Origin of the sequence: Nocardia sp. NPDC051911, assembly GCF_040681035.1 — a bacterium.
Lineage (GTDB): Bacteria > Actinomycetota > Actinomycetes > Mycobacteriales > Mycobacteriaceae > Nocardia > Nocardia sichangensis.
Map to the genome: position 1 here is coordinate 1 of NZ_JBFAXY010000044.1, position 21,853 is coordinate 21,853.

17 protein-coding genes and 1 pseudogene are annotated in these 21,853 nt (G+C 68.5%); 15 read left to right on the forward strand and 3 right to left on the reverse strand.

The annotated features are described in order from the left end of the window. On the reverse strand, positions 1 to 733 hold a 733-nt coding region (locus AB0L97_RS34900), incomplete at its 3' end, for an AMP-binding protein (RefSeq protein WP_364438302.1). A 379-nt stretch (positions 734 to 1,112) separates the two neighbouring features. Between AB0L97_RS34900 and AB0L97_RS34905 the strand changes: the two genes are divergently transcribed. From AB0L97_RS34905 to AB0L97_RS34925, 5 genes are read left to right on the forward strand one after another with little or no spacing between them, the layout of a single operon-like run. After that, a complete protein-coding gene (locus tag AB0L97_RS34905; RefSeq protein WP_364438370.1) occupies positions 1,113 to 2,702 on the forward strand; it encodes an ABC transporter substrate-binding protein in 1,590 nt (529 codons plus the stop codon). A 54-nt stretch (positions 2,703 to 2,756) separates the two neighbouring features. Then, positions 2,757 to 3,683 (forward strand): ABC transporter permease, encoded by a 927-nt coding sequence (locus AB0L97_RS34910; RefSeq protein ID WP_355079253.1) that lies wholly within the window; start codon positions 2,757 to 2,759, stop codon positions 3,681 to 3,683. Next, positions 3,676 to 4,632, forward strand: a complete 957-nt coding sequence (locus tag AB0L97_RS34915) for an ABC transporter permease (protein ID WP_355079251.1) — start codon at positions 3,676 to 3,678, stop codon at positions 4,630 to 4,632. Before AB0L97_RS34910 ends, AB0L97_RS34915 begins: the two co-directional genes overlap by 8 nt. Further along, on the forward strand, positions 4,629 to 6,305 hold the full coding sequence (locus tag AB0L97_RS34920; protein ID WP_364438307.1) for an ABC transporter ATP-binding protein: 1,677 nt from the start codon (positions 4,629 to 4,631) through the stop codon (positions 6,303 to 6,305). The genes AB0L97_RS34915 and AB0L97_RS34920 overlap by 4 nt, the downstream gene beginning before the upstream one ends. A 51-nt stretch (positions 6,306 to 6,356) precedes the next feature. Next, the gene (locus AB0L97_RS34925; RefSeq protein ID WP_364438310.1) at positions 6,357 to 7,103 is read left to right on the forward strand and encodes an oxidoreductase; all 747 of its coding nucleotides are present in this window, start codon (positions 6,357 to 6,359) and stop codon (positions 7,101 to 7,103) included. A gap of 489 nt (positions 7,104 to 7,592) precedes the next feature. Here AB0L97_RS34925 and AB0L97_RS34930 read toward each other — a convergent pair. Then, positions 7,593 to 8,369 (reverse strand): annotated as a pseudogene (locus tag AB0L97_RS34930) (HAD-IB family hydrolase); the annotation flags it as partial. A 576-nt stretch (positions 8,370 to 8,945) separates the two neighbouring features. On the opposite strand from AB0L97_RS34930, the gene ssd reads away from it, so the two are divergent. The 7 genes from ssd (at position 8,946) to AB0L97_RS34965 (ending at position 14,656) form a co-directional block, all read left to right on the forward strand. Continuing rightward, entirely contained in the window at positions 8,946 to 10,055 is a 1,110-nt protein-coding gene (gene ssd / locus AB0L97_RS34935; protein ID WP_355079245.1) for a septum site-determining protein Ssd, read from the forward strand. 10 nt (positions 10,056 to 10,065) lie between these two features. Then, positions 10,066 to 11,250 carry a TadA family conjugal transfer-associated ATPase gene (locus tag AB0L97_RS34940; RefSeq protein ID WP_355079243.1) on the forward strand — a complete coding sequence of 395 codons (1,185 nt, stop codon included), beginning with the start codon at positions 10,066 to 10,068 and terminating at the stop codon, positions 11,248 to 11,250. Further along, complete coding sequence (locus tag AB0L97_RS34945) at positions 11,247 to 12,041, forward strand: hypothetical protein (RefSeq protein WP_364438315.1); 795 nt, start codon at positions 11,247 to 11,249, stop codon at positions 12,039 to 12,041. The genes AB0L97_RS34940 and AB0L97_RS34945 overlap by 4 nt, the downstream gene beginning before the upstream one ends. A gap of 396 nt (positions 12,042 to 12,437) precedes the next feature. Beyond that, on the forward strand, positions 12,438 to 13,061 hold the full coding sequence (locus tag AB0L97_RS34950) for a type II secretion system F family protein (protein WP_355079239.1): 624 nt from the start codon (positions 12,438 to 12,440) through the stop codon (positions 13,059 to 13,061). Between the two features lie 546 nt (positions 13,062 to 13,607). Further along, positions 13,608 to 13,793, forward strand: coding sequence for a DUF4244 domain-containing protein (locus AB0L97_RS34955; protein WP_355079276.1), 186 nt, complete (start codon positions 13,608 to 13,610; stop codon positions 13,791 to 13,793). Between the two features lie 38 nt (positions 13,794 to 13,831). Then, a complete protein-coding gene (locus tag AB0L97_RS34960; protein ID WP_355079237.1) occupies positions 13,832 to 14,146 on the forward strand; it encodes a TadE family type IV pilus minor pilin in 315 nt (104 codons plus the stop codon). A 162-nt stretch (positions 14,147 to 14,308) separates the two neighbouring features. Beyond that, on the forward strand, positions 14,309 to 14,656 hold the full coding sequence (locus AB0L97_RS34965; protein WP_364438321.1) for an Rv3654c family TadE-like protein: 348 nt from the start codon (positions 14,309 to 14,311) through the stop codon (positions 14,654 to 14,656). A 291-nt stretch (positions 14,657 to 14,947) separates the two neighbouring features. On the opposite strand, the gene AB0L97_RS34970 is transcribed toward AB0L97_RS34965, so the two are convergent. Beyond that, complete coding sequence (locus tag AB0L97_RS34970; RefSeq protein ID WP_364438375.1) at positions 14,948 to 17,269, reverse strand: DEAD/DEAH box helicase; 2,322 nt, start codon at positions 17,267 to 17,269, stop codon at positions 14,948 to 14,950. Between the two features lie 499 nt (positions 17,270 to 17,768). On the opposite strand from AB0L97_RS34970, the gene AB0L97_RS34975 reads away from it, so the two are divergent. From AB0L97_RS34975 to AB0L97_RS34985, 3 genes are all read left to right on the forward strand, one after another. Further along, a complete protein-coding gene (locus tag AB0L97_RS34975) occupies positions 17,769 to 17,975 on the forward strand; it encodes a cold-shock protein (protein ID WP_011206895.1) in 207 nt (68 codons plus the stop codon). Positions 17,976 to 18,350: 375 nt separating this feature from the next. Then, on the forward strand, positions 18,351 to 21,197 hold the full coding sequence (gene topA / locus AB0L97_RS34980; protein ID WP_364438378.1) for a type I DNA topoisomerase: 2,847 nt from the start codon (positions 18,351 to 18,353) through the stop codon (positions 21,195 to 21,197). A gap of 37 nt (positions 21,198 to 21,234) precedes the next feature. Beyond that, positions 21,235 to 21,741, forward strand: a complete 507-nt coding sequence (locus AB0L97_RS34985) for a DUF664 domain-containing protein (protein WP_355079233.1) — start codon at positions 21,235 to 21,237, stop codon at positions 21,739 to 21,741. The last annotated feature ends 112 nt before the right edge of the window (positions 21,742 to 21,853 follow it).

Sequence of the window (21,853 nt, forward strand, 5' to 3'; positions counted from 1 at the left end):
CGGCGGTGGTGACGGTGTCGTGCCACCACAGGTCGCGGCCTTCGGTCCAGGGGACTTCGATGCCGGTGCGGCGCACCACCAGCACATGCTCGACGCTGGATGGGGTGTCGCCGTGGGCGTAGAGGGCCTCGTCGACTGCTTCCTTCAGTGGGGCGGCTTTGCCGCGCCGCCACTGCCCGTCGGTGGTGATCACCAGGCGGGCTCGGGCGTCGTCGACGCGCTGGCGCAACGCGGTGGGGGAGAATCCGGCGAAGACGACGGAGTGGGTCAGGCCGAGGCGAGCGCAGGCCAGCATGGCGACGATGGCCTCGGGCACCATCGGCATGTAGATGGCCACCCGGTCACCGGTCTCCAGGCCGAGTTCGGTGAGGTAGTTCGCGGCGCGGGAGACCTCGTCGAGCAGTTCGCGGTAGGTGATGGCGCGCGAGTCGCCGGGTTCGCCTTCCCAGTGGATGGCGACCTGGTCGCCGTGTCCGTCCAGGACGTGGCGGTCCACGCAGTTGTAGGCGACGTTGAGCTTGCCGCCGACGAACCATTTCGCCACCGGAGCCCCGCTCCAGTCCAGCACCTGGGTGAACGGTTCGTGCCAGTGCAGCCGCCCGGCCTGTTCGGCCCAGAACGCGTCGCGATCGGCCGCCGCCCGCTCGTAGAGTCCGGCGTCGGCGTTCGCCTGGGCGGCGAACTCCGCGTTCGGCGGATACGAGTCCCTGTGTTCGGCGCTGGTTTCGGTCATCTCGTCTCTTCTTTCCACGTAGCCTGAGCGCACGATTCGACGCAGCCGAGTTCGACAGTAATCAACTGTGACCCATGCCGCGTGCGGTGTGTCGATCGGGTTTCGCCCGCGTCACGCCGCCGCGCCTGCCTCCCGCTGCGAACGCGATGCTCCGGCCGCGCGGCCGTTTCCGCACGAAACTCGGGGTGTTTCGGCGATGTTGCCGGATCGGTAACAAGTACAACGAACTCGGATCAATCAGGTGACAGTGCCCGCGCCGGTGGTTACTCTGCCAACCACACAGGGGGATCGCGTCGGCATGCGCTGACGGGCCTCCTGCGGGTGCCGATCGGCTACCCCCTTCTCGCACCGGGAGGACGCGTTGAAATTCCACAGAGCGATGGCGCTGACCGCGGCGGTCGTACTGGCCACGAGCCTCGGGCTGTCCGCATGTTCCTCGGGCGACGGCGCCGATGCCGACATCGTCACGGTCAACGGTGGCGAGCCGCAGAATCCGCTGGTGCCTACCAACACCAACGAGAATATGGGCGGCCGCGTGGTCGACCGGCTGTTCGCGGGCCTGAAGTACTACGACGGGAGCGGCAAGGCGCACGACGAGATGGCGGAGTCGATCCAGACCACGGATCGGAAGAGCTACCGGGTGACCATCAAACCCGGCTGGAAGTTCACCGACGGCACCCCGGTGACGGCGAAGTCGTTCGTCGAGGCGTGGAACTACGGCGCGCTCGGCACCAACGCCCAGTTACAGAGCTATGTGTTCAGTCCCATCGTCGGTTTCGACGAGGTGTCCGCGGAAAAGCCTACGGCACAGACGATGTCGGGCTTGAAGGTGATCGACGACCGCACCTTCACCATCGAGCTGAAGGCGCCCTCGATCGATTTCGAGACCGAACTCGGGTACGCGCCGTTCTATCCGCTGCCCGAGGCCGCGTTCAAGGACATGAAAGCGTTCGGAGAGAACCCGATCGGCAACGGCCCCTACAAGTTCGCCCGGTCCGGGGCGTGGGAGCACAACGTCAAGATCGATCTGGCGCCCAACCCGGACTACCCCGGCGGCCGCCCGGCCAAGAACAAAGGGCTGCGGTTCGTGATGTATCAGTCCTTCGACACCGCCTACGCGGATCTGCAAGCGGGCAATCTGGACGCGCTCGACACCGTGCCCGACAGCGCGCTCACCTCCTACGAACGGGATCTCGGTGACCGCGCGATCACCAAGCCGACCGCCCAGAACCAGCACATCGGCATCCAGTCCAACGTCGCGCACTTCGCCGGCCAGGAAGGGCTGTTGCGGCGCCGGGCGATCTCGATGTCGATCAACCGCGAACAGATCGCGCAGAACATCTTCCACGGCACCCGGATCCCGGCGCGCGACTTCACCGCGAGCACGCTGCCCGGCTTCGACCCGAACCTGCCCGGCTCGGAGGTGTTGAAGTACAACCCCGACGAGGCCAAGAAGGTCTGGGCACAGGCCGACGCGATCTCGCCGTGGTCGGGCCGCTACGAGATCGCCTACAACTCCGACGGCGGCCACCAGGCCTGGGTGGAGGCGGTGGCCAACAGCGTGAAGAACACCCTCGGCGTCGACGCCATCGGCGTGCCGTACCCGACGTTCAAGAACATCCGCGACGAAGTGAACGCGCGCACCATCAACAAGGCCTTCCGCTACGGCTGGCAGGGTGACTACCCGACCATGCTGCAGTTCCTCACTTCGCAGTACTACAGCTACTCCGACACCAACAACGTCGACTACAAGAACCCGGAATTCGACCGCCTGCTCGATGCCGCCTTGGCCGCGCCGAGCCAGGACGAGTCCTACAAGATCATCGCGCAGGCCCAGTCCCTGCTGATCAAGGACCTGGCCGACGTCCCGGTGTTCGACTACGTGGCCGCCGCGGGCCGCTCCGACCGGGTGCGCAAGGCCGAACTCGCCTGGAACGGACTGTTCGACTTCGAGAACATCGAGAAGTAGCCGCCGGCCGCCGGGCGTCCGGGTGACGCTCGGCGGTCCTGTTCAGGAGGCGAAATGGCCTGGTATGTCGGGCGGCGTCTGCTTCAGATGATCCCCGTGTTCCTCGGTGCGACCCTGCTCGTCTACGCACTGGTGTTCCTCGTCCCTGGCGACCCGATCCACGCGCTGGCGGGTGACAAACCCATGACGCCCGCGGTGGAGGCGCAACTGCGGGCGCGCTACCACCTCGACGAGCCGTTCCTCGTGCAGTACCTGTTGTATCTGAAGGGCATCGTCACGCTGGACTTCGGCACGGCCTTCTCCGGCAGGCCGGTGCGGGACGAACTCGCGCGTGCGTTCCCGATCACGATCAAGTTGGCCTTCATGGCGGTGCTGATCGAGTCGGTCTTCGGCGTGCTGTTCGGCCTGATCGCCGGACTGCGCAAAGGCAAGCTGTTCGACTCCGCGATGCTCGTGATCAGCCTGGTCGTGATCGCGGTCCCGGTCTTCGTGGTGGGCTTCCTCGCCCAATTCCTGCTCGGCGTGAAGTGGGGCATCGCGCCCGTGACGGTCTCCGGGAAGGCGACCGTCGGCGAACTGCTGGTGCCCGCGATCGTGCTCGGCTCGCTGTCGTTCGCCTACGTCCTGCGCTTGACCCGGAATTCGGTGGCGGAGAACATGTCCGCCGACTACGTGCGCACCGCGACCGCCAAAGGCCTGCGCAGGCCACGCGTGGTGACCGTGCACATCCTGCGCAACTCGATGATTCCGGTGGTCACGTTCGTCGGCGCGGATCTGGGCGCCCTGATGGGCGGCGCCATCGTCACCGAGGGCATCTTCAACATTCCCGGCGTGGGCGGCACGCTCTACCAGGCCATCACCAGGGGGGAGCCGCCGACCGTCGTCTCCTTCGTCACGGTGCTGATCGTCATCTTCCTGCTCACCAATCTGCTCGTGGACCTGCTCTACGCCGCACTCGACCCGAGGATCCGCTATGCCTGACCGCACCGAGGCCGCGAGTCCGCGCCGCGGCCAGGAGCATTTCGTCGCGCCGCCCGACGAGGTCGAGGTGCTCGCCACCGACGCCGTGCTGGATGCGGGCGCGCCGACCAGCATCTGGCGCGACGCGTGGCGGCAGCTGCGGCGCAACCCGATCTTCATCGTCGCGGCGGTGCTGATCGTGTTCGTGCTGATCGTGGTGATCTGGCCGGGGCTGTTCACCGATCAGGACCCGCGGTACTGCAACGGCGACTTCAGCATGGACCCGCGCGGCGCGGGGCACCCGTTCGGTTTCGACAAGCAGGGGTGCGACATCTACGCCCGCACCGTCTACGGAGCGCGGGCTTCCGTGCTCGCCGGAGTCGGCGCGACGCTGCTGTTCGTGCTGATCGGGGGAACGCTCGGCGCGCTGGCGGGCTTCTACGGCGGGCCGCTGGACTCGATCGTCTCGCGGGTCGCGGAGGTCTTCTACGCGATTCCGTTGATGCTGGCCGCCATCGTGATCATGCAGCTGCTGGACGCAAGGACGATCTGGACCGTGATCGTCATCCTCGCCTCGTTCACCTGGCCGCAGGCGGCGCGGATCGCCCGTAGCGCGGTGATCCAAGCGAAGAACAGTGATTACGTCACGGCCGCGAAAGCTTTGGGCGTCTCTCGACCGCAGACGCTTGTGCGCCACGTGTTGCCCAACGCGGCGGGACCGCTGATCGTGGTGACCACGCTGTGGCTGGGCGTCTTCATCGTCACCGAGGCGACGCTGTCCTATCTCGGCGTCGGTCTCCCGCGCACCGTGGTGTCCTGGGGCGCGGACATCGCCACGGGTCAGAAGGAGATCCGCACCTCCGCCATCCTGTTCTATCCGGCGACGGCGCTGGCGCTGACCGTGCTGAGCTTCATCATGCTGGGCGACGCCGTGCGCGACGCCCTCGATCCGAAGGCGAGGAAGCGATGAGCGAGGCCGACCGGCCGCTGCTGGAGATCACCGATCTGAACGTGAGCTTCACCGCCGACGGCAAGCCGGTGCCCGCGGTCCGGGACGTGAGCCTGTCGGTGTATCCGGGGCAGACCGTGGCCATCGTCGGGGAATCGGGCTCGGGAAAGTCGACCACCGCGCACGCGATCATCGACTTGCTGCCCGGCACGGGCCGGGTCACCTCCGGTTCGATCAGGTTCGACGGCAAGGAACTCACGGCGGCCTCGAAACGAGAGATCGTCGCGGTCCGCGGCAGCGGCATCGGCCTGGTCCCGCAGGATCCGATGTCGAATCTGAATCCGGTATGGAAGATCGGTTTCCAGATCCGCGAGACGCTCGAAGCCAACGGCATCGCGAAGGGCAAGGCCGCCGAGAAGCGAGCGGTGGAACTGCTCGAGGAAGCGGGCATGCCCGACGCCGAACGCCGGGTGAACCAGTATCCGCACGAGTTCTCCGGCGGCATGCGCCAGCGTGCGTTGATCGCGATCGGCCTGTCCTGCCGGCCGCAACTGCTCATCGCCGACGAGCCGACCTCGGCGCTCGACGTGACCGTACAGCGGCAGATCCTCGACCATCTCGAGCGGCTCACCGCCGAACTCGGCACCGCGGTGCTGCTGATCACCCATGACTTGGGTTTGGCGGCGGAGCGTGCCGAACACCTGGTGGTGATGTATCGCGGCCGTGTCGTGGAGTCCGGGCCCGCTTTGCGGATTCTGCGTGATCCGCAGCACCTGTACACCAAACGGCTGGTGAGTTCGGCGCCGTCGCTGGCCGCGCAGCGGCGGTCGGCGGTGCGGCGCCGGGCCGAGGTCCGCGCGCAAGCCGTGCAGGTGGCGGCAGCCGACACGGTGGTGCCGGACGACGTGCTGGTGGCCGAGCATCTGACGAAGACGTTCCACCTTCGCGATCGCACGCCGTGGAAGTCGACCGAGTTCGTCGCGGTGGACGATGTGTCGTTCCGGCTGCGGCGCGGGTCGACCACGGCGATCGTCGGCGAATCCGGTTCGGGCAAGACAACGGTGGCGCAGATGGTCCTCGGACTGCTCGCGCCCACCTCCGGCGCCGTCACATTCGACGGCAAGGACGTGACCACCCTGGACCGTAAGGAATCCTTCGCCTTCCGCCGCCGGGTGCAGCCGATCTTCCAGGATCCCTACGGCTCGCTCGATCCGATGTACACGATCTACCGCACCATCGAGGAGCCGTTGCGCACCCACCGGATCGGTACCGCCGAGGAAAGGGAGGCGACCGTGCGGGAACTGCTCGACAAGGTCGCGCTGCCTGCCGGTGTGCTGCGGCGCTACCCCAACGAACTGTCCGGTGGGCAGCGTCAGCGCGTGGCGGTCGCGCGGGCACTCGCCCTACGGCCCGAAGTGGTGGTGTGCGACGAGGCGGTGTCCGCGCTCGACGTGCTGGTGCAGGCCCAGATCCTCCGCCTGCTCAACGAGCTGCAAGCCGAGCTCGGGCTGGCGTATCTGTTCATCACCCACGATCTGGCCGTGGTGCGGCAGATCGCCGACGACGTGCTCGTCATGCAGCGCGGCAAGGTGGTCGAGGCGGCGACGACCGACGAGGTGTTCGACGATCCCCGGCAGGAGTACACGCGCAAACTGCTCGACGCGATACCGGGACGCGATCTGCTGGCCGGATAGCGAGCCGGGCGCGCGGATCGGTCCGCGCGAGCGCAAGTAGCCTCGTATGCCGTGACCGATCCGCTACAGCCCCTCGTCGATCTTCCCGGTGTCCGGGACGCGGCCGACCGTGCCCGCGACGCGCTCGCCGAGGTGCACCGGCACAAGGCGAACCGGCGTGGGTGGCCCACCACGGCGGCCGAGGCCGCGGTGCGTGCGGCCCGGTCCTCGGCGGCCATCGACGGCGGCAGCACGGACATTCCCGCCGACGGCCGGGTTGCGGACCCGATCCTGGCCGGCTCGCTGCGCGTCGGGCAGGCGTTGGACGGGGACGCGCTGCGGAATCTGGTGGGCACCTGGCAGCGTGCCCCGCTGCAGGCGCTGGCGCGGCTGCATCTGCTCGCCGCGGCCGATCTGATCCCGGAGCAAGAGGCGCTCGGCAGGCCGCGCGGCGACTCGGGCGTCGCGCAGCGGCTGGATCTGCTGGCGCAGACGGTGCTCGGTTCGCGAGCGCCCGCGCCGGTGCTCGCCGCCGTAGTACACGGTGAGCTACTGGCGCTGCGGCCGTTCGGCACGGCCGATGGCGTAGTCGCGCGGGCGGCCTCCCGGCTGGTCGCGGTGTCGAGTGGGCTGGATCCGCACAGCCTCGGCGTACCGGAGGTGTTCTGGTTGCGCAGGCGTCAGGCGTATCTGGACGCGGCCGCGGGATTCGGAACCGGGGAGGCGGAGGCGGTCGGCGGCTGGGTGATCCTCTGTTGCGGGGCGTTCGAGGACGGCGCGCGCGAGGCCACGTCGATCGCGGACTCGGCGGCGGGATAACCCCCGTACACGTCAAAGCGGGCGGCGTTGTCTCTCGACCTCACCGCCCGCTAGCACGGACTACCCGGTTACCAAGCGTGCTAGGTGGGTTGTGTTCTGCGGCCTCGGCGACAATCCGGACATCGGCCGGTTCATCCCCGCAACCTGTGCGAGGCCTTCGCCGTCGACTATCCGAATTTCGCAGGCCCACAACGCTTCTGCCCTTGTCGCGGCGCGCTCCGCGTGGGTGCCTGGTGCCCGTGCTGGGAAGAAGGGTCGGGAGACAGTGCCTTCTCTTCCGGTGCTGCCTTGGCCTTCCGTCCTTCCGTAGTTACCTTTCTACACCTGTGACTGCACTCACATCAAGGGATGCGAGAACATTGAACAATCGGCGTTTTTCTCGGCGTTTCGTGGTTAAATGCCTGGTCCGCGGCGCCATCGGGCAAGTTGGCTGAGCTAACGGCAAGCCGCTGGCGACCCAGGTGGGACGGGCTGCTCGAGCGTCCGATCTCAGCGTCGGCGGCGCAGCATCCGGTAGCTGATCGCGCCGGCCACGACCGCGCTCAAGCCGACCGCCGCGGTGGCCGCGAGCGTCGTCGAGGACGGCGCTTGGAAGCGCGCCCACAGCGACACCGGATTGGAGAAGGTCAGGATCGGCCAGCCCCGCGTGGTGGCCTCACGGCGCAGATTGCGATCCGGATTGACCGCAGTGGGGTGGCCCACCGCGCCGAGCAGCGGCAGGTCGGTGATCGAGTCGGAGTAGGCGTAGCAGCGGGACAGGTCGTACCCCTCGTCTGCGGCGAGTTTCTCGATGGCGGCGACCTTGCCCTCGCCGTAGCAGTAGAACTCGACCTCGCCGGTGTACTTTCCGTCCGCCACGACCATCTGGGTGGCGGCGGTATGTGAGGCGCCGAGCGCTTCGGCGATCGGGCCGACGATCTCCTCGCCGGAGGCCGAGACGATCACCACATCGTGCCCCCGGATCTTGTGGTCGGCGATCAAGTCGGCCGCCTCCGCGTAGATCAGCGGATCGACCAACTCGTGCAATGTCTCTGCCACAATGGATTTCACCTGCTCGACGTCCCAGCCCGCGCACATGCTGGTCAGGTGGGCGCGCATCCGTTCCATCTGATCGTGATCGGCTCCCGACAGCAGGAACAGGAAGTGGGCGTAACTGCTTTCCAGTACGGCGCGGCGGTTCAAAAGCCCCTGCGCGTAGAAGGGCTTGCTGAATACGAACGTGCTCGACTTCGCGATCACGGTCTTGTCCAGATCGAAGAAGGCCGCGACGCGTCCACCTGCAGTGGCTGACTTGTCCACCCGACCAGGATAGGCGGCGGTATGGTCTCCGCTCGGCCAGGCGTCAGGTGTGGTGCGGCTGCTGTGTCCCCGTGGTCGGTCCGACCGCGGGTTGTGGCAGCGCTCTCCGGCCACCGCGCCTGTTGTGTGGCCGTCCTGCCTTCGATCGGCCGCAGATGGGCGGCGGCTGCACCACGGCTGCCGCTGGTCGGCACGCGTGTTCCCCGCCGTGGCGCGGCTGCGGCCGGTGCGGCGATGAAGTTTGCCCCGCAGACGCCGAAGCCACGAGGGCCACAAAGATGTCCGTCGGCAGACTTGCGTGGTGGCCGGGGCTTAGGTGTAGTATTGCTGGCACCTGGACATGGTCCAGGCGCGTTCAGCCCGACCCCCCGGGGCTGAACCCCGACGGCCCCAGCCTCCTCCCCCCCCGGCTGGGGCCGTCCTCTATTTCAGGGACAGTGCGCTACGACATCGGGTTCGGATAGCTGTCCACAAGCCCGGAGTTGTCCACATTCGGCATATCGCCCCTTCTGTCCCTGCTCCCGTTCCGCGACGCTGACCTGCATGAACCTCGATGCATCGGAGCCGAGTGGGCCGGCGCCCGCCCTTGTGCTCATCGATGACGACCGTCTGCGCGACGAAGTCCGGCGTATCGCGGCGGCCGCCGAACGGCCACTCGATGAGCGGACGCGACTCGTCGGCCGACATGCCTGGACCGGCGCTCCACTGGTCATCCTGGACACCGATACGGCACGCGAAGCGGCCGCCGCGGGCTACCTGCGCCGCGCCGGCGTCGTGGTGGTAACCGATGGTGAGCCAGGTTTGCTCGACTGGCAGGCCGCCGCCGCGGTCGGCGCGGAGCGGGCTATCGCCTTGCCCGGCGCGGCGGTGGGGCTCATCGAGATGTTTGCTGAATACGGCGAGCAGCGTGCGGGTGACGGCGTGGTGCTCGCCGTCGTCGGCGCGGGCGGCGGGGCCGGTGCGTCCACCCTCGCCGTCGCGGTCGCGCTGCGCGCCGCCGCGGAGGGGTTCCGGCGCGAGACCTTGCTGGTCGATGGCGCACCCTTCGCGGGGGGTCTCGACCTGCTGCTCGGTGTCGAGAACGCGGCGGGACTGCGCTGGCCCGACCTGGTGGTGGAGGACGGGCGCGTCTCAGCGACCGCGCTGCACGGCGCCCTACCCGTCGCGGCGCCCGGGCTCGCGGTGCTGTCCTGTGGGCGCTGCGGTGCGGGACGATTGCCACGTGAGCTCGGCGCGCCCGCGGTCCGCGCTGTCATCGAAGCGGGCCGTGTCGCAGGCGATTTCATAGTTTGCGATATTTCCGGTGAGCGCGGGCCGCATGCCGACCAGATGCTCGACTCCGCGGACCTCGTGGTTCTGGTCGTTCCGGCGCGGCTGCGTGCGGTCGCCGCCGCCGAAGCGGTGTCCGCCCATATCGCGCGGCGAAACCCGAACCAGGGCCTGATCGTTCGCGGTCCGGCGCCCGGCGGCCTACGCGGAGCCGAGGTCGCCGAGGTGCTCGATCTCCCGCTGCTCGCCGCCGTTCGCGCCCAGTCCGGTCTCGCGCACCGGCTGGAGCGCGGCGGGATGTCGGTAGGCCGCCGCGGGCCGCTGCGTGATGCGGCCGACGCCGTCCTCGGCGTACTGAGTGCACCACCGGGACAACGGCGGTGAGGAGGGGGCGATGAGCGCGATACTGACCAGCGAGCTGCTGGACCGGGTGCGGGAGCGCCTGGCGGGCGAGACCGGCGACCCGGATCCGGCGCAGGTCGCCGCCGCGATCCGGGCCGAAGCGGGCGGGGTGCTCGGCGACACCGACCTGCTGCGGGCTCTGCGACTGCTGCAGACCGAACTCACCGGCGCGGGCGTACTCGAACCGCTGTTGCACGATCCGCGAGTGGCCGACGTCCTGGTGACCGGTCCGGACGCGGTGTGGATCGATCGCGGGCACGGTCTGGAGAAGACCTCGATCACCTTCTCCGACGAGGCCGCGGTCCGGCGGCTGGCGCAGCGCCTGGCACTGTCGGCGGGCCGCCGACTCGACGACGCACAACCATGGGTGGATGGTCGGCTGTCCGGAATCGCTGCGGCATCAGGGGATTCGTTCGGGGTCCGCTTGCACGCGGTCCTCGCGCCGGTCGCGCACGGCGGCACTTGTCTGTCGTTGCGGGTACTCCGTCCGGCCACCCAGGGGCTGTCCGCGCTCGCCGTGGCGGGCTCGGTGCCCGCCGACGCGAAGCTCCTGCTGGAACGAATCATCCGGGCGAGGCTGGCGTTCCTGGTCGTCGGCGGCACCGGAGCCGGGAAGACGACGCTGCTGTCGGCCCTGCTCGCCACGGTGGGCCCGTCCGAGCGGATCGTCTGCGTCGAGGACGCGGCGGAGCTCGCGCCACCGCATCCCCACGTGGTCCGGCTGGTGGCCAGGACCGCGAATGTGGAAGGCGTCGGCGAGGTCACCGTCCGTGACCTGGTCCGTCAAGCGCTGCGCATGCGGCCGGACCGGATCGTGGTCGGCGAGGTCAGGGGCGCCGAGGTGGTCGACCTGCTGACCGCGTTGAACACCGGACACGACGGCGGGGCGGGCACCGTGCACGCCAACTCGCCGCAAGAAGTCCCCGCCCGGCTGGAAGCCCTCGCCGCTCTGGGCGGCATGGATCGAGCGGCCTTGCACAGTCAACTCGCCGCCGCGGTGCAGGTCGTCCTGCACATGCACCGCCGATCCGACGGCTCGCGGGGGCTGCGCGAGGTCGGCCTCGTGCACCGCAACGGCGATGGGGCCGTGCGGATCACGCCCGCCTGGCATACCACGGGTGTGGCCCCCGCCGCCGCGGACCTGTCCAGCCTGCTCGCCGAACGGCTCGACCGTTGAGCGGCGCGCTGTTGTGTCTCGCGCTGGCGTTGGTCCTGGTTCCGGCGCCCCGGTCGCAGCGCCGGTTCGGACAGCTGTTCACCGCGCGCGTCGAGTACCGAATACCGGAGCGCGGCAGGCTGTTCCGCGTCTGTGCCTGCGTAGGCATGGTGATCGTGCTCGCCGTCTTCGGTACGGGTGCTTTCCTCGCGGCAGGCCTGGTCGCCGGAACGGTCGGGCTACGGGCTCGCCGGGCGGTACGGGACCGGCGCGGGAAAGCCGAGCAAGGGTACCTACTCGATGCCTTGGAGGCTGTGATCGCGGAATTGCGGGTGGGGGCGCATCCGAGCGCCGCCGCCGAGGCCGCCGCACATGAGGCGTGGGGCGAGTCGTCCCGCGCGTTCACCGTTGGCGCCGCCCGCAGCCGACTCGGTGGCTCGGCGGCCGAGGGGCTGCGCCGGCCGGATTCCCCGATCGCCGCGGAACTCGCCCGGGTCGCCGGGGCGTGGCAGGTGGCCGAGCAGCACGGCTTGGCACTGGCGGAGTTGCTGTCCGCGGCCCGAACGGATCTCGCGGGACGCATCCGATTCCACGGCCGCACCACCGCCGCGCTGGCCGGCGCACGGGCCACCGCCGGTGTCCTGGCGTGTTTGCCGCTCCTCGGCATCGCCCTCGGCCAAATGATGGGCGCCGCGCCGCTGCACGTCCTGTTCGCCTCGTCCGCGGGGGCGGTGCTGTTGCCGGTAGGCGCGGGCCTGGCCTGCGCGGGCCTGCTGTGGACCGATGCCATCACCCGAAAGGTGCTGATATGAAGTCTTCCTCGATGGCTGGTCGCGTCCGGCCAAAGCAGTTGTCGAACTCGAAGCCGGTTGCGATCTGCGGGGAGAGGCGGTTTGCGCGCACACCGGTTCCAAGGGTCGTGTGTGCCGTAGTCGCAGGCGGCGCGGCCCTGCGAAGCCGCCGCCCGGTCGGCGATCCAATCGGACTGCAGCGCACGGCGGATGCACACCACCTCGACGGCGCGTTCACCCCTGACTACCCGCAGACCGGCCGAATCTACGGTCGCGCTGCTGAGCGACGACGGGTCAGCCTCATCGGTCCGCTCTTCGGCGACGGCACGCAGGTGAGGCGTGGTGTGCCGTCGTATGGCCCGACTGTGGGCCGTGCACGAGGTCATCGCACAACAGGATCGCTGAGGAAGGCTGCTGATGGCGTTCACTTCTGGTGCGGCACTGCCGTTGCTGCTGATGGCGGCCGCACTCGCATCGCTGCCGGGACGAGTGGCCGTGAGCAGGCGGTTGCATGCCCTCGGCCGGACGCGCAACGCACCGGCCGAGACGTCGCGCCGGGTGAACCGGGAGACCGATCCGCTGGCTGTCGCCTCGGTGCTCGACCTGCTGGCCGCCTGCCTGCGTGCTGGGCTTCCCATGGCAGGGGCGGCGCGCGCCGTGGCGCAGGAGGCGCCGGAACCACTCGGCGAAGCACTGCGACGGGCGGCGGACCTGCTCGCGCTCGGTGCCGATGCGGCCACGGCCTGGCACCAAGTGGCGCGGGATGCGAAGGGGCGCCCAGGAGCCGACGAGATCGAGTCGCTGGCCCGGATGGCGCGCCGTTCGGCGCGGTCCGGATCGTCGCTGGCGGCAGCGGTGATGGAACTGGCCGAGCAGCGCAGGGCCGCGGTGGAAGACATCGCGGCCGCGAAGGCGGAACGCGCGGGCGTCCTGATCGGCGGCCCCTTGGGGCTGTGCTTCCTCCCGGCCTTCGTCTGCCTCGGCATAGTGCCGGTGGTCATCGGCTTGGCGAGCCGAGTCCTAGGCGGTGGGCTGCTGTAACTCCGCACCGGGCAGTGGCCACGCCGCCCATGGTGTCTGCACGGAAGCGTTCACGCCGGGTTTTCGCGCAGGTTCGGCGGACCGTGACCGGGCGGCCCGCGCTCGCGGACCCGCCTGGAATCGCATCGGGAGAACAGCGGACGGCCGGGCCCACGTCGTTCACGAGAGCGCGTCAGGTGGGTCGCTCGGAGCCCCCGCACCGTCGCTGCCGCCATCGGTCGGGAAGGCCGTCGCGGGGCTGGTCGGTCCGCCTATGGCTCGGCAGCTCGGCGGTGTGCCACGCACTCGGCGCTTCGGTGGCTGCTTTGCGTGCTGAGCCGTATCCAGCGTTCGGTCGCTCATGGAACCCGTCGCTGCCGCTGATCGGCACCCGTCGGCGGTTCGTCGTGGACCGAAGCGAAAGCGACCGTGCTCGGGCGGCAGCGTCGCGCACTGCATCGGAGGAAGCGTGCTCGTGCGGACCGGCCGCACGGGCCGGGAAGGAGGAATCGGGTGCGTATCCAGGGGGTTGTGAGGTCCGTGGGCCGCAGGGTGCGGGCTGTATATATAAGCCTGCGTGCGCGGGCGCTGCGGGCGATGGTCGCGGAGGACGGCATGAGCACAGCGGAGTACGCGATCGGCACGATCGCGGCGGCGGCATTCGGCGCCGTGCTGTACGGGGTGGTGACGGGCGACAGCATCGTGAACGCGCTGACGAAGATCATCGACCGGGCACTGAACACATCGGTGTAGCTGTCGCCGCACCGTGGCTCGGCGACGATCGGGGAGGGGTGACGATCGAGGCCGCGCTCGCCCTGACCTCGGTCGTCGCTACCGTCGTGCTCTGTCTCGGGGCCCTGCTGGCGGCATCGACCCAGGTCCGCTGTGTCGATGCCGCCGGCGAGGCCGCCCGCCTCGCCGCGCGGGGCGATCACGCGAACGCCCGCCCGGCGGCGGAGCGCATCGCCCCGCCGTCGGCCGACATCGCACTCCGCACCGAGGGCACTCGTGTGATCGCCGTGGTTTCCGCGCGGACCCCACTTCTGCCGCTGCTCACCCTCCGCGCGGAGGCGGTCGCGACCCTCGAGCCCGGAGCCACCGAATGAAGGCGGTGCCGATGGTGGCCTGGTTCTCGTGGGCGGCGGTGCCCGTCACGGTCGGATTCCGGTTCGCGACGCTGCCCGGAGCGAGACGTGACAGGGAACGGTGAGCGGGTTCCGATCAGCGAGCGCAGCCCGAGGCGTGTCCCTCGCATGCTGCGGGTTCGGGTGAGCGACGAACAGGGGTTGGCCACCGTGTTCGCTTGCTTGGCGCTCGCGGCCCTCATCGCGGTGACGCTATTGATCGCGCAGGTGGGGGCCGTGGTGGTGGCGCGGCATCGGGCGCAGGCGGCCGCCGATTCGGCGGCACTGACCGCGGCGGGAGCCTTGGTCGATGGCGTCGATGTCGCATGTGCTGAGGCGGACCAGGTGGCACGGCGGATGGGTGCGCGAATCCGTGTTTGCGAGGCGGTGGAGTGGGACGCCACGGTGGCTGTGGAAAGGAATGTACCAATAGGTCTGTACGGCGATCGGATCGTTCGGGCGAGCGCACGGGCCGGACCGGTTGAAGAGTGATGGAGTTCGATACACAGTCGGCCCCGCGTCGCTTCCAGTGGCGGAAATCGGAAACTTAACTGGCGGGTTTAAAAGCGGACTCAGGGAAATGCCCGCGCGGACCCGGGATATCTAAAAGGGAGGAATGCGCATGTCCACAAACGATGAAGTGGCAATAGTCTAGTTAACATGAATCTAATCCTCTTTATTCGACCGGGGTGAAGCGGCGGCATTCCACTGGGAGGTCTCCCAGCCCTCCCAGCGTGTGCGCTGGCAAGGTCGACAATCGGTCACGTGTCCGGCTCTGCGCCGTCACGAATCGAGCGGCGCGTCCGCACCAGCGGACAGTTCGGCGAGTACGGCGGTGAGCAGGCGCGCCGCTGCCGCCTTGTCCAGTGGGTGGTTCCCGTTGCCGCACTTGGGTGATTGGACGCAGGAGGGGCAGCCCGCCACGCAGCCGCACGACTCGATGGCCGACAAGGTCGCCGTAAGCCACTGGCGCAGTTGGGCGAACCCGCGCTCGGCGAATCCCGCCCCGCCGGCTTGGCCGTCGTAGACGAAGACGGTGGGCAGTCCGGTATCTGGGTGCTCGGCGGTGGAGACACCGCCGATGTCCCACCGGTCGCAGGTCGCCACCAGGGGCAACAGCCCGATCGCCGCGTGCTCGGCCGCGTGCAGCGCCCCGGGGACGTCCTGGGGCGCGATCCCCGCCAGCGCCAGCAATTCCGGTGTCACCGTGTACATGACCGCCCTGGTCGGCAGTGTCTGCGGCGGCAGGTCGAGTTCCACCAGGTCGAGCACTTCGCCGGTGAGCAGCGTGCGCAGATAGCCGATCACCTGGCTGGTGACCCGCACCCGGGCCAGGCCGGCCGTCACGTGACCGTGGGCGCGGTGCTCGGTCACCGCGTCGATCACGATCGAGGTCACCTGGCGCGCACTGGTGGTCCACCCGGGCTCGGCGGTGTGCACGAAGGCCACGCCGTCAACGAGATCCAGCTCGTCGACGACATAGGTCTCGCCCTGGTGCAGGTGCACGGCGCCCGGATGCAGCGTCGCCCTGGCCCGCCCGGCATCGGCGGTGCCGAGCAGTCTGCCGGTCTCGCCGTCCACGATGGCCACCGGTGCGCCGATTCCGCCCCGGACGTCCACCGCGTCGTGCGGCTGCGTCTCCGCGGTCACGTACCAGCGCGCGCGATCTCCCGTTCCACGCCGCCTGATCAGTCCTTTCACGGTCAGCTCGGCCAGTACTTCACGGGCGCCCAGTTCGTCCACCTCGGCGTCGGTGAGCGGCAACTCCAGCGCGGCGCACAGTAGTTGCGGACCCAGCACATAGGGGTTGCGCGGGTCGGTGATGGTGGCCTCGATCGGCTTTCCGAGCAGCGCTTCGGGGTGATGGACCAGGTAGGTGTCCAATGGATCGTCCCGCGCCACGAGCAGCACCAGTGACCCTTGGGCGCGCCGTCCCGCCCGCCCGGCCTGCTGCCAGAACGACGCGACCGTTCCGGGAAAACCCGAGATGACCACGGCATCCAGTCCCGCGATGTCGACGCCGAGTTCCAGTGCGCTGGTGGTCGCGGCGCCGAGCAGCGATCCGTTCGACAAAGCGGCTTCCAGCTCACGCCGATCCTCCGCGAGATAACCCGCCCGGTAGGACGCCACGCGTGCGGCGAGGTCCGGATCGACCTCGCCCAAGAGCCTTTTGGCATCCATCGCGGTCAGCTCCGCGGCTCGGCGGGAGCGCACGAAGGTCAAGGTCCGCGCGCCTTCGGCCACCAGATCCGCCATGATCCGCGCCGCCTCAGCGGTGGCGGACCTGCGCACCGGCGCACCGTTCTCGCCGGTCACGGCGGTGAGCAACGGTGGCTCCCAGAGCGCGATCGTCCGCGGTCCCTGCGGCGATCCGTCCCGAGTGACCGCGGTGCACGGCGCGCCGATCAGGCGCGACGCGGCCTCCGCCGGTTCGGCGGAGGTCGCCGAGCAGAGCACGAACACGGGATCGGCGCCGTATCGTGCGGCGATCCGCCGCAGCCTGCGCAACACCAGCGCGACGTGCGAGCCGAAAACACCGCGATAGGCGTGGCATTCGTCGACCACCACGTAACGCAGCCTGCGCAGCACCCGCGCCCAGCGCTGGTGCGATCGAAGTATGCCGAGGTGGAGCATGTCCGGATTGGTGAAGATCCAGCGCGCGTTGGCGCGTACCCACTGCCGGATCTCGGCAGGCGTATCGCCGTCGTAAGTGGCCGGATGTATATCGCGCAACGGACCTTCGTGGGTGAGCTCGCCGACCGCGCGCAGCTGATCGGCGCCGAGCGCCTTCGTCGGCGACAGATACAACGCGGTGGCCTTCGGATCGGCTTGCAGCGTCGTGAGCACCGGAAGCTGATAGCCGAGCGATTTGCCCGAGGCGGTCCCGGTGCTCACGACGACGTGCCGTCCGCGGAACGCCTGCTCCGCGGTGTCCACCTGATGCCGCCATGGCGCCGCCACGCCCGTCTCACGCAATGCCGCAATCACTTCCGGCGATGCCCAGACGGGCCATTCGGAGTGTTCGGCGGCTCGTGCGGGCAACTCGGCCACATGCGTGAGCCGGGGGTCGCCATCGAGGCCTCCGGCTAGGACACGATTCAGCAACGATGTCCCGTAGCCGAGCTCGGTTCCCGGCCGTCCGCGCAGCGCGAAGTCGGGCGGATTCACGATCGGAACCCCGCAACACGCTCGGGGAGTGTGAAACGTGTGTGTCCGGGAACCTCCACCTGCCTTTTCGATACCAAATAGCGACCTGGGTCACAGCTTCTTTGCTGAACGTCGACTCGGTTATCACCAGGCAAACGAACCCCAAGTCTGGATTCCGCCATTGTGTCCCTCACCTGCGCATTCGCAAGATCAACTTTTTTGCAAATTGTCGGTAACTCGACTGTTGAATTGCCCGAAGACATGGTTCACTGGTTCCTGGTCGCAAGCTTCTGTGTTCGAGGGACGGATCCAAAGTCCAAACCGTCAGCAGGATCGATGTTGCGAACGGTGTGCTTGGTGCTTTCCTGCAGGGGGAACCAACAGTACAGCGGTCACAACGGACCCGGTGGACGAACCCAGTTGTCCGCCGTTCCGGTAAGAAAAGAGAAGGAACAGAATGGCACAGGGAACTGTGAAGTGGTTCAACGCGGAGAAGGGGTTCGGCTTCATCGCGCCGGAGGACGGCTCCGCTGACGTCTTCGTCCACTACTCCGAGATCCAGGGTTCGGGTTTCCGCACCCTCGAGGAGAACCAGAAGGTCGAGTTCGAGGTCGGCCAGGGCACCAAGGGCCCGCAGGCCACCGGAGTGCGTGCGCTCAGCTGAGCGGCGCAAGGATCCACAGCTCGTCCCTCACCACCGGCAACGGGGTGAGGGACGAGCTATATCTGGGGTAGTCACGGCCCGCGTGCGCCGGCGGAACGGTCCGCCGAGCATGCCGCGGCGCAGGTGTGGCGAAACGGCAAGGCATACTGATTCGAACTCACGGGCGTACGCTCGGTGGTTCGAGTCGCAAGCACTCGACCACACGCGGCGTCACGGTATAAACGTGTCTGGTGCGATGTTCAGCCGTCGCAGCCGCTCACCCCAGCCGCGCGCAGCGGGAAAAGACGCAGCGCGGGTCGATCAGGAAAGGTGTATTCGCCGGTGGCAACACGAGACCTCGGTGCAGCCGACCAGGGCCGTCCCCTGCGTCGTCTCGTGATCGTCGAGTCCCCGACCAAGGCCCGCAAGATCGCGCCGTACCTCGGTCGTAACTACACGGTCGAGGCGTCGGTCGGCCATATCCGGGATCTGCCGCGTGGTGCGGCCGATGTCCCGGCCAAGTACAAGGGCCAGTCCTGGGCGCGTCTCGGCGTGGACGTCGACAACGACTTCGAACCCATCTACGTCGTGAGCCCGGACAAGAAGGCCAAGGTCACCGAGCTCAAGAGTCTGCTGAAGGACGCCGACGAGCTCTACCTGGCCACCGACCCCGACCGCGAGGGCGAGGCGATCGCCTGGCACCTGCTGGAGACGCTCAAACCCAAGGTGCCGGTCCGGCGGATGGTGTTCCACGAGATCACCGAGCCGGCCATCCAGGCCGCCGCCGCGGACACCCGTGACCTCGACAACGATCTGGTCGACGCCCAGGAGACCCGCCGCATCCTGGACCGGCTCTACGGCTACGAGGTCAGTCCCGTGCTGTGGAAGAAGGTCATGCCGCGGCTGTCGGCCGGTCGCGTGCAGTCGGTGGCCACCCGGGTGATCGTGCAGCGTGAACGCGAGCGGATGTCGTTCCGTTCGGCCGAGTACTGGGACATCGCCGCCAAGCTCGACGCGGGCAACGGCCAGGCGAGCGACGCCACCAACCCGAGAACCTTCGGCGCGCGACTGGTCACCGTCGACGGCGCACGGGTCGCCACCGGACGCGATTTCGGATCGGACGGACGGCTCAAGTCCACCAACGGCGTCGTCGTGCTGGACGAGGGCTACGCGCGGCGGCTGGCCGAGGCGCTGGACGGCGCCGACCTGGTGGTCTCCTCGGCGGAGGCCAAGCCGTACACCCGCAAGCCCTATCCGCCGTTCATGACCTCGACGTTGCAGCAGGAGGCGGGGCGCAAACTCCGTTTCACCTCCGAGCGGACCATGCGGGTGGCGCAGCGACTGTACGAGAACGGCTATATCACTTATATGCGCACCGACTCGACGACGCTGTCGGAGTCGGCCATCGCGGCGGCGCGCGCGCAGGCGACCCAGCTCTACGGCTCGGAGTACGTGCACCCGACCGCGCGGCAATACAACCGCAAGGTGAAGAACGCGCAGGAGGCGCACGAGGCCATCCGTCCAGCGGGCGACACCTTCGCCACGCCCGGCCAACTGCACGCGCGGTTGGACAACGACGAGTTCCGCCTCTACGAACTCATCTGGCAGCGCACGGTCGCCTCCCAGATGGCCGACGCCAGGGGCACCACGCTGACGTTGCGCATAACCGGCGTCGCTGGCACCGGCGAAGAGTGCGTTTTCTCTGCTTCCGGCCGCACCATCACGTTCCCCGGCTTCCTGAAGGCCTATGTGGAGAGCGTCGACGAGGAGGCGGGCGGCCAGTCCGACGACGCCGAGTCCAGGCTGCCCGCACTCGAGGAAGGCCAGGCGGTCACCGCGGTCGAGCTGAATCCCGATGGGCACAGCACGAATCCGCCCGCGCGCTACACCGAGGCGTCGCTGATCAAGACGCTCGAAGAGCTCGGCATCGGCCGCCCGTCGACGTATTCGTCGATCATCAAGACGATCCTCGACCGCGGCTACGTCTACAAACGCGGCAGCGCACTGGTGCCGTCGTGGGTGGCGTTCGCGGTGATCGGCCTGCTCGAAGAGCATTTCGGCCGACTGGTCGATTTCGACTTCACCGCCGCCATGGAGGACGACCTCGACGCCATCGCCGGTGGCCGCGAGCAGCGCGGAAACTGGTTGTCCAGCTTCTACTTCGGCGGCGATCACGGCGTGGAGGGCTCGGTCGCGCGGTCCGGCGGTCTGAAGAAGATGGTGGGGGAGCGGCTCGATGACATCGACGCCCGCGAGATCAACTCCATCAAGCTGTTCAGCGATGCCGCCGATCGAGACGTCGTCGTCCGGGTCGGCAAGTACGGTCCCTATTTGGAGCGGATGGTCACCGATCCCGATGACCCCGAAGGCAATGCGGTGTCTCAGCGGGCCAATCTCCCCGACGATCTCCCGCCGGACGAGCTGACCCCTGAGGTCGCCGAGAAGCTGTTCGCCACTCCGCAGGAGGGCCGTTCGCTCGGCGTCGATCCCGAGTCGGGGCACGAAATCGTCGCCAAGGAAGGACGTTTCGGTCCGTACGTCACCGAGGTCCTGCCCGAACCGCAGGCCGAGGAGGGACAAGAGCCCGCCAAGAAGACCGCGAAGAAGGCCGCGGCGCCCAAGCCGCGCACCGGTTCGCTGTTCAAGTCCATGGATCTGGCCACCATCACACTCGACGACGCGCTGAAGTTGCTGTCGTTGCCGCGTGTGGTCGGCACCGACCCAGCCAGCGGCGAGGAAATCACCGCGCAGAACGGACGTTACGGGCCGTACCTGAAGAAGGGCACCGACTCGCGTTCGCTGAACACCGAGGATCAGATCTTCACCGTCACGCTGGACGAGGCGCTGAAGATCTACGCCGAGCCGAAGCGCCGTGGACGGCAGGCATCGAGCGCCGCTCCGCTGCGGGAACTCGGAAACGACTCCGCCACCGGCAAGCCGATGGTGATCAAGGACGGCCGCTTCGGCCCGTACGTCACCGACGGCGAGACCAACGCGACACTGCGCAAGGGTGACGAGATCGAATCGATCACCCCGGAGCGGGCGATGGAACTGCTCGCCGACCGGCGTGCGCGCGGACCGGTGAAGAAGACCGTCAAGAAGGCCGCGGCGAAGAAGGCGCCCGCCAAGAAGACCGCGGCGAAGAAGACCGCCGCCAAGAAGGCGACCACCACCAAGACGGTGGCCAAGAAGACCACGGCGCAGAAGGCGGCGGCGAAGAAGACCGGCGTCGGGAAGTCGTGAGTTCCCGGCTCGTGGCCACAGCCGTAGCCTGAGCGCCATGAGTACCGAACAGGAGCGCGAGGATCTGATCGCGATGCTCGCCGACCAGCGCGAGCTTTTCCGGATCACGCTGCGCGGCGTCGATGACGAGCAGGCGCGGCGGCGGACCACGGTCAGCGAGCTGACCCTCGGCGGGCTGCTGCACCACTTGGTCAGCTGCGAACGGCACTGGACCTCTGTGATCGTGCGACGGGACGAGAACGCGGAGCTGGATGTCTCGAAGTTCGGCGGCGAGTACGTCATGGCGGAGCAGGAGACCCTGACCGGCCTGCTGGCCGACTGGGACGAGGTGGCGGCGGAGACGGCCGAGCTGATCCGTTCGGTGGACAGTCTCGACACCTCGATCCCCACTCCCACGACGCCGTGGACTCCGGAGCGGATCTGGCAGTCGGTGCGTTACACGGTGCTGCACATCTTGCGGGAGATCGCGCATCACTCCGGGCACGCCGACATCATCCGTGAGGAGCTGGACGGGGCGAACAGCACGCAGCAGCGCGTCTCCTAGTTCCGGAACAGGGCTTGCGGCCGCATGGGCTGACAAGATCCATAGCGGTCCGACTCAGCCGCTCCCGCCGAGCTGCGTGTGCACGGCTCAGTCGGACAGCGTGTGACCGGCC